Origin of the sequence: Skermanella mucosa, assembly GCF_016765655.2 — a bacterium.
Taxonomy (GTDB): Bacteria; Pseudomonadota; Alphaproteobacteria; order Azospirillales; family Azospirillaceae; genus Skermanella; species Skermanella mucosa.
Window position 1 is genome coordinate 4,782,889 of record NZ_CP086106.1, and the last position, 12,768, is coordinate 4,795,656.

The 12,768-nt window shown below is 62.8% G+C and carries 9 protein-coding genes; 7 read left to right on the forward strand and 2 right to left on the reverse strand.

Features of this window, described 5'->3' with window-relative positions:
• Positions 1–7: 7 nt before the first annotated feature.
• Positions 8–2,170 (reverse strand): DUF3141 domain-containing protein, encoded by a 2,163-nt coding sequence (locus JL100_RS22195; RefSeq protein WP_228420838.1) that lies wholly within the window; start codon positions 2,168–2,170, stop codon positions 8–10.
• A gap of 1,078 nt (positions 2,171–3,248) precedes the next feature.
• Here JL100_RS22195 and JL100_RS22200 point away from each other — a divergent pair.
• On the forward strand, positions 3,249–3,875 hold the full coding sequence (locus JL100_RS22200) for a GIY-YIG nuclease family protein (protein ID WP_202682350.1): 627 nt from the start codon (positions 3,249–3,251) through the stop codon (positions 3,873–3,875).
• Between the two features lie 631 nt (positions 3,876–4,506).
• Here JL100_RS22200 and JL100_RS22205 read toward each other — a convergent pair.
• Positions 4,507–5,436, reverse strand: coding sequence for an endonuclease/exonuclease/phosphatase family protein (locus tag JL100_RS22205; protein WP_202682349.1), 930 nt, complete (start codon positions 5,434–5,436; stop codon positions 4,507–4,509).
• Positions 5,437–6,157: 721 nt separating this feature from the next.
• On the opposite strand from JL100_RS22205, the gene JL100_RS22210 reads away from it, so the two are divergent.
• The 6 genes from JL100_RS22210 to JL100_RS22235 all read left to right on the forward strand — a co-directional run bounded on the left by JL100_RS22210 (position 6,158) and on the right by JL100_RS22235 (position 12,689).
• Positions 6,158–7,117: a glycosyltransferase gene (locus tag JL100_RS22210; protein ID WP_202682348.1), complete on the forward strand. Its 960-nt coding sequence runs from the start codon at positions 6,158–6,160 to the stop codon at positions 7,115–7,117.
• A gap of 5 nt (positions 7,118–7,122) precedes the next feature.
• Complete coding sequence (locus JL100_RS22215; protein WP_202682347.1) at positions 7,123–7,836, forward strand: class I SAM-dependent methyltransferase; 714 nt, start codon at positions 7,123–7,125, stop codon at positions 7,834–7,836.
• A gap of 41 nt (positions 7,837–7,877) precedes the next feature.
• A complete protein-coding gene (locus tag JL100_RS22220; protein WP_202682346.1) occupies positions 7,878–8,261 on the forward strand; it encodes a GtrA family protein in 384 nt (127 codons plus the stop codon).
• Between the two features lie 83 nt (positions 8,262–8,344).
• Positions 8,345–10,564, forward strand: a complete 2,220-nt coding sequence (locus JL100_RS22225; RefSeq protein WP_202682345.1) for a hypothetical protein — start codon at positions 8,345–8,347, stop codon at positions 10,562–10,564.
• Positions 10,565–10,692: 128 nt separating this feature from the next.
• Complete coding sequence (locus JL100_RS22230) at positions 10,693–11,859, forward strand: mechanosensitive ion channel family protein (protein WP_202682344.1); 1,167 nt, start codon at positions 10,693–10,695, stop codon at positions 11,857–11,859.
• 344 nt (positions 11,860–12,203) lie between these two features.
• Entirely contained in the window at positions 12,204–12,689 is a 486-nt protein-coding gene (locus tag JL100_RS22235; protein WP_202682343.1) for a cupin domain-containing protein, read from the forward strand.
• The last annotated feature ends 79 nt before the right edge of the window (positions 12,690–12,768 follow it).

Sequence of the window (12,768 nt, forward strand, 5' to 3'; positions counted from 1 at the left end):
AGTGACATCAGCCGGCTTGGCGGTGGGGAGCATCACCGGGCTCCTTCGCTCGGGCAGCCGGGTCCGGCTCAAGGTCGAGCAGCCGCTTGATCTGGCTGAACCGGGCCAGTTCGTTGGGATGCGCCGTGCCGCGCATGTCCAGAAGCTGTTGAACGGCCTCGACCAGGGTGCGGCGGAGCTGTGTCGTCGGCACCAGCTTAGGCAGGGCCGCCAGCGCGCGCTCACCATCGAGTTCCATCAGGAAGACCTGCTCCTTCAGGATCTCGCGCAACCGGTCCGGGGACACCTGCTCGCCCTCCCGGCGTTCCCTGCCGATCCTGCGAAGCATCTGGAAACCGCGTTCGTCGACCGAACGCCCGCTCTCGCGGACATGGATCATGATGCGGATCAGCGCTTCCAGACTGCCGCCCTCCTCGACCCGCGCCTTGATCTCCTCGATCCGCTTCCGCACCAGCGCTTCATGGGCCTCGTCCCGAACCGGCCTGGGGCGCGCCTCGGCCCCTGGCCTGTGCAGGCCGACAAGCGCCTGCAGCATCGGGGATCCATAGGTGTTCATGAACAATGCCTCGTATGCCGCATCGCGCATGTCGCGCCAGGCATCGAGTGATTGGACGATCTGGTCGGAGACCTGCTTCTGGGCCTTCAGGTAGGGATTGTCGTCCGGCACCGGGCGCCGGTTTTGTCGCACGGTCTCGGCCATCGCCTTGATGACCTGCATGGCCGGATTGAGATCGGACAGCATGTAGTACTTGGCCCGGTGTGAACTCGTGCGCCGCAGCGCCTCGGCACTGGCTTCCGTCGTCATGGCGCGGACCCAGGGCCGCAGGAACATGTCATACAATCCGAGATTGATTTCGGATACCCGTGCCACCGTCGCGAAACGCAGGTCGTCCTCCGGATCGTTGACCCCGAACGCGCGGATGTCGTCGAGCGTACGGCGCTCGAAACGGGTGACGTAGTTGCCGACGATCAAGTCGCCCTCGACGCTGTTCGCAGGCTTGGGCTCGATGATCAGCTCATAGAGGCCGGGCGGCAGCAGATCGACCAGATCGATGTTCTCGACGAACTCGGCCGTTTCCTTCCGAGCAACCTTGCCGGACACGAAAATGCCGAGATGGCCGATATCGTGATGCAGATTATAGATGATGGTCTGCTCGCGGGAGCGGATGTCATCGACGCTGTCGTACAGATCGAGGATCCAGCCGAGCGCCTGCTGGGGCGGCGTGATGTTGTCGCCGAACGAGGCGAATACCAGGATTGGCGAGCGGATGTTGCGCAGGTCGATCCGCTGCCCTTCCTTGGTGACGATCTGGCCGGAGGACAGCTTGTTGCCGACGAAAAGCTCGTCGGTGATGGCCTGGATCTCCTCCCCGTTCAGCAGGAAGAAGCCGCTCCACCATTTCTCGAACTCCAGGTAGCGCTTTTCCTCGGTGTCGATCTTGGAATAGAGATTGTACGATTTGCTCCAGTAGGTGTGGCTGGGATTGAGATTCTCAAAATTAGATACCAGCTGAGAGCCGTCGAAACGGCCATTGCCCAGGTCGTTGGCAAGCGCCGTTAGCCAGGTGCCGCCGAGCAACCCCCCGGAGTAGCGCATCGGGTTCTGACCTTTCACGCCGGCCCAGTACGACAGGGGCGATCCGGCGATGATCATCGGTCCCATCAGCTCTGGATGCATGGCGCCCAGCGCCATCACGGCCCAGCCCGCCTGGCAGTTGGCAATGACGCAGGGCTTGCCCTTGGCGTCCGGATGCAGGGCGTGCACGCGCTCGATGAAGGCCGCTTCGCCGGCGGCGACATCGCCGAGTGTCTGGCCGGGAACCGGCTCGGGCAGGAAGCTGATGAAATAGCAGGGATGGCCCGCCTCCAGGGCGTTGCCGATCTGGCTATCCGGCTTGAAGCCGCCGATACCCGGACCATGCCCGGCCCTGGGGTCGACGATGATGAAGGGGCGTTTCGTCGGATCGACCCGCAGACGGGCATCCGGGCTGGGAATGATCCGCAGCAGCAGGTAGTTGCAGGGCCGCTCGAGCGTCCTGCCATCCATCACGAGTTCATTCCGGAAGGAAAGAACCGGCGGCTTTCCCGCTTCGGCGTGCTCGACCGCCTGATTGCCGCGCTCGCGCATGACATCCCAGAACAGGATCGTACGCTGGAAAGCGTCTGCCATGTAATCGAAAGTACTGCCAAATGGGTTGAAAAGTGCAAGGGGTTCTGGAGCGGGACCCGCTTTTCGATCCGGTCTTGAAGGCTGCGGCGAAGTTGAAGAGCTTGTCAAGCGTGGCGGCATCTAGAACTCCCTGGCGTTAATCTCTGTGCACCGTCTCGGTGCATCGGCGTCGAGCCGAAACCGACGACCTGAACAAAGGGCTGTTTACCATTCCCATTTCGACGGATCGAAAGCTCGGGCCGGACTATTGGCTGGCTTTGCGGTCCGGCCGGCGGCTTGAATCCCGGCAGGCTCTTTCGGATACAAGGTTTCAGGACTGCGCAACTACTTGGCACTCGAATTAGCGTCATTTTTATTGTATTCGCCAGTTTCTGATTTCAGTCTTCCCGGGCTTGATGAGTTCTTATTATTTGCCTTTTTCTCACGATCTGCTTTGCGTCTTCCACCATGTTCGCGGGAACGTTCTTGGTCCACGTCACAGTCGTGCAGGGATAATAGAAGGGGCAAAACGGAGTTTCCAAGCCTGTTACCGTTTCACGGCCGGCATGTTACCTGCCCACGACATGCAGTCTGCCGCAATCCGTACGCGCGCACGGCAGCCTGTCCGGGCCCGTACACTGACCAGCTTACCCGTACCTCCGGTCTCGGAAGTCCCCTTGGTTCGTAAATGGCGCAAAATCAATTCATGGCAAACCTCAGATGATACGGTAACAAGATATCGCCATACTCGTATATGGTTCGGAGTTTTCGCGATATTTCAGAATAAAAAGAACCCGTATCGGCGATTTTTTCTCGCATTTATTATCTTTCCTGTTTTATCTTGATTGGTATGGGGCCGGGGTGAATATCAATGTACCAAATAAATAATGTTGACCTTGAGAAAGCATGAACAGATACGGCTCAACCGCAGCGCTGGCACAGTTCATCTTTGAAGCGCTCCAGGGCGCTGCTATTGTCGTACCGACTATCGCCGCTCAAGAACAAACAGCCAAACCGGACGCGACTATCGATCTTACAGGCGGTTCAGCCGCCGCCGGTATCGGATGCGCCTGGTCAAGGTGGGACACGATCCTTCGAGTTGAATATCTACAAGGGAGACTTTCAGGCAGTGGCCAACAAACTTGCAGGTCAGCGCGCCAAGTTCAGCAGAGGGAGAGCGCTGTTCTACACCGCGGACGACGACAACCAGCGCCTGCGGGCCGTCAGGCTCATGGCGGAGGTGCTGGCGCACGCTCCGAAAGCTGGTTTCTCGGAGGATGAGGTTACCCAAGGCGCGGAAATCCCGAGAGAGGTGCTCAAGCTCAAGCTCGATCCCGTCGCATTCGATCCGGAACCTGAAGCCGGCGAAAGCGACGATCAGGCCGTGGCGTCTCTGGCGAAGAACATCGACGTCACCGATATCGTCGAGATCGGCGAAGACGCGGAGTTTGTCTACGCCTACGGCTATCGCTGCGCACCGGACCGCCTCAAGATCGGGAGCACGGTTTCAGATGTGACCGCGCGCGTCACTGCCCAGATCGGCACCGGCACGCCCGACAGGCCACGCCTGATGCTGACGATCAGGACCCATGATTGCCGGACCCTGGAAAAGGCGTTGCACCAAATCCTCCGCTTCAAAGGCCGACATGTCGCCGGCGCCGGTGCGGAGTGGTTCATTACCACTCGCGATGAGGTCAAAAGCCTGTACGACCGCATCCTTTCCTGAGCAGACATCGCCCCGGGGAGGGACGGCAGAACGGTCGCCGGTGCGCCGATCCAGGAAACCAACCGGTCCTGGTCGCCGGGCTCCTCGCCGACGATGCCACCGTCAGTTTCCCCCGCAGCGACCGGATCCGAAGCCGCTTCAACCTCGTGTTGGTGGCGGTCTCGTCGATGAACGCCAGCCGCTCAGGCTATCGGCACATCCGGGACCGGCGGTCCCGCGCCACGTCACGGCGACCGCCCTCGCTTGCCAGCAGTGCGTTTTGTTGACGGCGAAGCCGCGGGCGGCTTCCAGTCTGGCTGCCGGGTCGGGCATGGTGATGTCGCCCTTCGCCTTTACCCAGCGATCAGGAGGTCTGCAAGGGCGCGAGCCTGCCGCCGACTGGCGGACGCTCTTGCCGCGCAACCTCCGGCGAACCGATTCGAAAAAGCCAATGAAATCGACTGGAAGGTATGGTGGGCGCGACAAGGATTGAACCTGTGCCCCTACGATGTCAAGAAAGAGTTCAGGCAAGGAAAATAAGCAAAATCAAAGCCCTCCCAGATTGAAAGGTGCCCTCCAGGATCTGGCTTTTGCCAAAGACTGGCGAGGACAGTGTACGGATCGGACTCCATCAGTCCAATGGCCAAATTCTTCAACCATGTTCAAGACGGGCGACTACGGGACGGTGATCGGACCCGACGTCCGGTCCCGGCGCGATCTTCCTCAGGCGCACGCCCTGTCCGGCAAGGACATGATCGATCGGAAGACCCGCCCAGCCCAGCCTGGATGGGAAAGTGCCCCGACGCAGCAGGGGCACATCCAGTCCGCTTGCTTCAAGGAAGCGGCGGAATTCGGAAGACCACGGCGTCGTGTTGAAGTCGCCGGCGACGGCAACCGGTCCCTGGGTGTTCCGGATCGCCTCGGCCAAAAGCTCCAGCAAGGCGCGCTGAGGGCGTAGGCCTCGGCGTTCGATCGCGTGATCGGGGTGGACACCGATCAGCGTAAAGGGCAATCCCGGGTGGGCGACATGCACCATCAGCAATCCCTGATCGTCCTGATCGTGGCTGGCCAGCCGGCGTAACGGATGGCGGCTCAGGATCATGATCTGGTCACCCTGGCTGTCCGGACCCAGCGCGCGGTAAGGGTAGGTATGGTCGAGACGTCCGAGCAGTGCCTTCCGCCAGTCGGAACTGACCTCAAGGATGACCAACACATCGGCATCACAGAGAGCGAGCCAATCGAGCGCTTTCTCTTTATCGGGATTATGGCGCAAGGCGTTGAACGAGACGATCGTCGTTCCTGGCCCACCGCGGTTGCCATCGCTTCGGGCCTCGGCACCCGACCGGGAAAGCTCGTGGTGGAGGATGTCGGCCAGATTCATGGCCAGGGCGGCGGCGATGACCGCGCTCTGCCCCCGGGTGTCAGCCGCCCGCGCGATCGGCAGCGCAAGAAGACATCCGGCGGTGAGATGAAGCCGGAAATGGCTGAGCAGCGAAAGCCGCCAGTCAGCACGCCCGAGCAGCGAGGCTGCCGTAACGCCCAATGCGCCACCGGCGACGCACCAAGCTGCTGTCTCTGTCAACCCTGCTCGGGATACTCGCCCCATCATGATCTCCGGCTGTCCGAACTGTCCTGACAAACCGGCCTCAAGAGAGCGGGTTCCAACGTTGACCGTGAGATTGGCTTCGATCGTGGCCCGGGCGGTTGTCGATACCTTCCATGTTAATGCGTCCGGCCGACCCGATCACGGGCGCCTGTATTCGGGCATTTGCCTGGAGTGTCCGCCAGCGGCACCGCTATAGCGTTCCTGATCCGGGTGATGGGCCCCGTGTATTCCGGGCTGACACTACGAGTAGTTTCTCAAAATGCCGCGGCGATCAGGCTGGCCGTTCAGATTCCATGGAACTGTCCGCTTCCGGCTGGTGTCTATCCCGGCAAGACCTTCGGCCGCGACCGCAAAATGAAGCGACCGCAGCCGATGGTGAACGAGTATCGACTAGGAGACTGAAGATGCCTCTCTTACTCTGGTTGCTTGGTGTGCCAGGAATTCTTGTCCTCCTGCTGTGGGTCACCGGCTTCATCGGATTCTGACGATTACTGATCGACGGCATCGAACCGTGGCCTCGAACCGATCCACTTGATACGCGTCATCGGCGTTGTTCGGTCACCGCATCAGCGCAGGACTGCACGCCGCGATCTTCCCGCGCGCTTGACCATCTGAGGGTGCTCCCAGCCGGGAAGCCGCCGATCGGCGTCAGCCACCGGAGCACGATGCCATACACATTCTGCTGGACCGGTATACCATGCGCATCGCAATCGTGATTCCGATTTTCAATGACTGGGACTCGTTCGTCATCCTGGTCCGGGAACTGGATCGGGCGCTCGCTGGGGCGAATGCATCGGTCGAGGTGCTGCCGGTGGACGATGGCTCGACCGATCCTGTTCCCTGTCCGGAAGAACCGCTTGGCGATTTGAACTCCATAGGCCGTGTGGAACTGGTCCGCCTCGTTTGCAACCTCGGACACCAGCGGGCCATCGCGACGGCCTTGGCCGAGGTTCACCGGCGAGGCACCTTCGACGTTGTCTGCGTCATGGACGGCGATGGCGAGGACCGGCCGCAAGACCTGCTCTCCCTGATGCGCGAGCACCATCGCCATCCCGACCACGTGATCGTCGCCCGCCGGTGTCAAAGATCCGAGGGCTTGGTGTTCCGGGCTTTCTACGCCCTCTACAAGGCCATCTTCGCGGCGATCACCGGCAGGCGCATCGATTTCGGCAACTTCTGCCTGATCCCGGCCAAGGCGCTCGAGCGGATCGTCCACTTTCCCGATGTGTGGAACCATCTGGCGGCCGCCCTGGTCAAGTCGCGTCTGTTGATCCGCAAACTGGATCTGCCACGCGGGACCCGTTACGCCGGCCGCTCGAAGATGAACCTGGTCTCGCTGGTAACCCACGGACTGAGTGCCGTTTCGGCCTTCAGCGATGCCGCGTTCGTAAGAATGCTTCTGCTGTCCGTGCTCCTGGCGATCGCCTGCGGCGCGGGGTTGCTGACCGTCATGCTGGTCAGGCTGCTGACGGACCTGGCGATCCCGGGATGGGCATCCACCGTGTCGGGCATCCTGCTGATCCTGCTGGCGCAGACGGTGATGTTCTCCGTGGTCGCGGTCTTCCTGAATCTCAGCAGCCGATGTTCCCGCAGCACGATCCCGGCGGTGGATGCCCTGCGTTTCATCCGGGATTGCACCACCCTTGCCAGACGATGAGGAACATGGACACCACGAGCTTCTCCTATGTCGGCTCCGAACTTGAACTCTTCCGGTCCGCGGATCGCTGGAAGGCCTATTGGGGCATGCGTCTGAGCGCCTACGTGACCGGCCGCGTCCTTGAGGTCGGTGCGGGAATCGGGGGAACCACGGAGGTCCTGGTCACCGGACGGGAGGTCGAGTGGGTCTGCCTCGAACCGGATCCCGCCATGAGCGACCGGCTGCGCCAGGCGGTGGACACGGGCCGGCTGCCGGCGCACTGCCGCGTGCTGACAGGGACGCTAACCGACCTTGGTGCCGCGGATCAATTCGATACGATCCTCTACATCGACGTGCTCGAGCACATCGAGGATGATCGGGACGAACTGGCCCGCGCCGCGGCACGTCTGGCGCCGGGTGGTCACCTGATCGTGCTGGCGCCGGCTCACCAGTTCCTGTTCACCGCGTTCGACCAGGAAATCGGCCACTACCGACGATACGACCGTAAATCGCTGCTTGCCCTGGAACCGCCGGACCTGCGGGTGGAAACCGTCTTCTACCTGGACAGCATCGGCATGCTGGCCTCCCTGGGCAATCGCCTGCTGCTGAGATCGAGCATGCCGACGGCCGGGCAGATCCGTCTTTGGGACCGGGTGATGGTACCGCTGTCCCGGCGTCTCGACCCCCTCTTGCGCCGAAATCTCGGCAAGACCGTGGTCGCGATCTGGACGGCACCGTGAGATGGCGGGACTTCCCTCACAAGCCCGAGTGGTCCCGTGCCTTGTCCCTTGGCAGTGCGTTCCGGTTCGCCCTGGTCGGGGGCAGCGCCACCCTGCTCTACCTCCTGATCAGTATCGGGCTTGCGGACGGACGGACCGGCATTGCTCCGGCCGCGGCACACGTGCTGGCGCTCCTGGTGGCCACGGGGTTTTCCTATGTTGGTCATCACCGGTTCACGTTCAGGCTGGCCAGCGGGCACGAACGCCATCTGCGGCGATTCCTGATCTGTTCCGGCGTTCTCATGGCTCTGACCACGGTGCTGAACTTCGCGTTGACCGACCTGCTGCGTGTCGATCACCACATCGCGGCATTCGCGGTCGCGCTCAGCTATCCGCCCGGCAGCTACCTCATCAACGCTCTCTGGAGCTTCCGTCTGCGGGAGTGAACAGGGAGCGTCATACCGCGCGAATGAGGGTGCTTGTGATGACCGGCCTGGTCCCGCGGGCGACGGAATAAGGTAAGCCGGTCATGGCGCACCAGGACATCGTCAGGCTGCCGGAGTGGACCGGCTCCGGCGGCCTCTCCAGCACCGTCATGGCAACTCTCGCCGTCCTTCTGGCTGTCGCGGGCGGCGTCATCGCGGACCTGGCGGAGCCCGGGTTCTTCTTCCGCGATGACATGCAGCATTACTTCATGCCGATGTTCATGGAGATCGGCGGGCAGCTGGCACAAGGCACCTGGCCGGCGATCAGCCTCAGATCCTGGTTCGGCGGCAATCTCGTCGGGGAGTACCAGTACGCCCTCTACAATCCGGTATCGCTGCTGCTGTACTGGATCATCCACTGGATGGCGGATCCCGCGGCCGCGGCCTTCTTCTTCTCGGTCTTCCACCTTGCCGTCTGCTCGCTCGGGACCTTTTTCCTGGCCCGGGCCATCGGCCTGCGGGATGATCTGGCTCTCGTGGCGGCCCTGGTGGTCTCCACCAACAACATGCTGGTGTACTGGTTCGCCGCATCCTGGATATCCCATCTGGTGGCCTTTGCCTGGTCCACCTGGGCCATGTCGTTTCTGGTCAGAGCGGCGGCGGATCCGCGCCACGTGGTTCCGGCAGCCGCGGCGATCTGCCTGACGCTGACTTCCGGTTTTCCGCAGGCGGCGATCGCGATCGCCGTATGGGCCGCGCTTCTCGCCGGTGAGCGCTGGTACAGGACCCGGACCCTCATGCCAGTCGCGGGATTGGCGGCGTCGATGGTGTGCGGCGTGCTCATGTCGCTGCCGGCGATCCTTCCCGTGGCGGCCCTGGTCGAGGACTCGGTGCGACCCCAGGGCATCTCCAACGAGGGCTTCAATACGGCTTTGCTGGGGGACCTCCTGAAGTTCTCCTTTCCGTCGCATGTCGGCCTGCTCAACACCTACACCGGCTTCCGGCCGGTAACGCCGCCGCTCTATCTGACCGCCTGGTTCGCCCTGCCCGTTGTCCTCATCTGCCTGACAAGGCGCACCCTGTCCGCGCCGGCCGTGCTGCTGCCATTCGGGGCGGCGCTGTGTTTCGCCGTCCTGGCCCAGGGCCCCGATCAGCTCGGCCCTTTCCGCTACCCGTTCCGGTATCTCCCCTGGTTCCACCTCTGTCTGGCGCTGGCCTGCCTGGCGGTGCTCGACCGGGCGATGAGGCATGTTCCAGACCGGACCGGAACCAGCCTGCGCAACACCTGCCTCGCCCTGGCCGCGCTGAGCTTCGTCATGTTCGCCCTGTCGGTGCAGCAGCAGCCTGACCTCTGGCGCATCCATGCGGCGTTCTTCGTCCTTCACCTCGGTTTCTCTCTTGGGCTGCCGGTCATGATCCGGAGGAACGGCAGGACAGTCGGTGCTTTCCTGATCGCGTCCTCCCTGTGCTTCACGGTCGCCACCCATGTCGCTTGGCCCCACAATAACGTTCTGGGCAAAATGGCTCTTCCGGAGCGCCCGCCTTTCACGGCGGAGAACGAAGTGACGACTGGGGAGCTGGCGCTGCAACTGACCGGCTACGTGGACCGGGAGAGGACCGAGATCATGGAAGAGGCTACATCCGGCAACGCGTTCCTGTTCCAGGGCGGCGAGATGATCAACGGCTATTCGCCGATATCGCCCAGGGGCCTGGCGAAGCGCCTGTGCATGGGGTTGTTCGGCTGGACCTGCCCGGATGCCGCCGTCGAGCTGTTCCGGCATGACGCGGAAACCGGCCTGGATCTGGCTGATCTGGCCCGCATCGACCGGATCGTCGTTAGCCGCGACGATCACCTGGATGCCTTCCTGGCGCATAAGCCCAGGGGCTGGATCATGGCCGGTGAAGGGCGCTCCATGACGGAGTTCCGGCGTCGTGAGCCGCTTCCATCACAACCAGGCCACCTGTCATGGCTGCCCCCCGGGGTAACGGTGGACCGGACGTTGATCGTGTCCGATATGGAGGAAAGTCATGTCCTGGGGGCCGGCTCTTCCTACCACGGGGGACGGCTGATCCTAGCCCGCGCGGCCTATCCCGGCTATCGGGCGGAGTTGAATGGCCAACCGCTGCCGGTCGAGAGCCATCTCGGCGTGCTGGTATCCGTGACTTTGCCGGCCGATCCGTCCGGCGAACTGCGGGTCTGGTTCGTGCCACCCGGACAGACGGTGGGGCGGTTTGCCGCCGGCAGCGGATTGGGTCTGCTGGTAACCTGGCTCCTGTTGACCGGTCGGACGCCGACCGTGGGACGCCGAAACTGGACGTGGTGACCAGGATGCCCTGGGTCCGACGTCACGGTCGAGGTTGCCGGTGTGGGATCAGAGCCTTCGGCCTGGTCATGGTTTTGCTGCTGGCAACGTCGTTCGGTATGGCGGCGGCCCAGGGGGAGCGCGCAACCGTGCGCCTTGAGGGTCAGGCGGTCCTGCGTCTCGGCCCGACGGACACCCTGGATGCGCGCAGCCGTGTCCGCAACGTCGAGGCGCGCCTGGAGAGCTTGCTCGAAAGGCCGGAGGTTCTGTCGCCGGCCCGCGTGGAAGCGAGCACCGGCGAAACCCCCGGCCGCTCCGTGATCGTCGCGGGAGTACCGGTCGTCACCGTCACGGAAACGGATGCCCAGGACAACCTGACATCAGTGGAGGCCCTTGCCGCGGAGTGGGCCCAGGCTGTTGACGACGCCCTGACGCGGGCCCAGGAACGGCGCCTCGGGTTCGGCGGGCGTTTCGGCGCCGAGGTGCGGTCATCCGTCGAAACGGCGTTCCTGCGGCTGGGCGACTCCGCGATCCGCTTGGTTCCCCGCCTCCTGGCAGCATTGCTGGTGGTCGGCCTGTTCTGGGCGCTGGCGAGCCTCACGCGATACCTGCTGCGCCTGGTGTTCCGGCTGGTCATCTCCGACCTGACGGTGGAGAACCTGATCCGGCAGCTGTCCTACTATGCGATCTGGGCCATCGGCTTGGTGGTCGCGACCGATGCCCTCGGGTTCGATCCCGAAACCGTCGTCACCGGGCTTGGGCTGACCGGTCTGGCCCTGGGTTTTGCCCTGAAGGACATCATCTCCAACTTCGTCAGCGGCCTGCTGATCCTCTGGCTCCGACCGTTCCAGCTCGGCGATCAGATCATCGTCGGATCCAGCGAGGGGAACGTCGAGCGCATACACCTCCGCGCTACCGAGATCCGCACCTATGACGGCCGGGTCGTGATGGTGCCCAATGCGGAGCTGTTCACCTCGCGCATCATCAACAACACGGCGGCCCCCCTGCGCCGTGGAAACATTACCGTCTTTCTCGGCTACGATGTCGATCTGGAGCGGGCCGCGGAGGTGATCCGCGCCGCGGTACCGGACGCCGAGGGGGTCCTGGCGGAAAGGCCGGTGACGGTCAGGGTCCGCCAGCTCGGGTCGGCCGACGTCGAACTCGATGTCGCCTTCTGGACGGATTCCCGGCGGTCGGACTTTGCGAACGCCCTGTCGGCGGTTCAGATCACGGTGATCGATGCGCTCCGGCGAAACGGCATTCCCCTGCCCAATCCCGATGTCCGGCTCCTGGGGAACCTGGAGGATCACGGTTGAGATGCCGGATTGACCGATCACAGGAGCGATGCTGTCGGATATCGCCGATGACTCACCTGGCATCAAAGGGATGGGGCGCGGAACTGTAGAGCTTCAGACAACGCTTTACACATCGTCGCGCAGCTTCTCTGAAGCTGCATTCTGATTGCCCGGTCAGTTTCTGGGCCATCTTTGAAAAAATAATTGGGAACTCTTTGCAGGTTAGCTTTGTCGTTTTATAGCAGGGTGATGATGAGCAACAACACTCCGCAGGCCGCACCGGGTCATAAGCCTTGGTGAACCGAGGTTCGGGGCCGGTCGTCACCGCCCAATAGCAGGAGGTTCAGACAGAAGGGGAATAGGTCATGAGAACCGCACTGGTATCCGCCAGCATTCTGGCTCTGATCGGAGCCGCTCCAACGGCCGTTGCTCAAACGACAACGCACCAGGAAGGCCATACCATCGTCACGCCGCAGGAGGTCCCATGGACCGCGGCGCCGCCGATACTGCCGCAGGGCGCCGAGGCCGCCTTGCTGTATGGTGACCCGAGCCAGGAAGGTCCGTTCGTTCTGCGACTGAAACTTCCGGACAAGTATCATATTCCGCCGCATACCCACCCCAAGCCCGAGCTTGTCACAGTGCTGTCAGGCACGTTCAAGCTGGGCATGGGAGAGGTGGCGGACGAGGCCAAGGCTCAATCCTTGACTGCCGGCACGTTCTTCGGCTTGGAGCCGGGAACCCGGCACTTCATCTATGCCGACGAGGAAACCGTCATCGAGATCAGCACCGTCGGACCGTGGTCGCTGACCTATCTCAATCCTGAGGACGATCCTCGTCAGCAAACCCAATGAGTTGAGACCGCAAGGAGTACCGGGAAGGGTGCCGCCCCGCTCTTCCCGGCGTTACCTCGGCCTCAGCTGCCAGCGGACC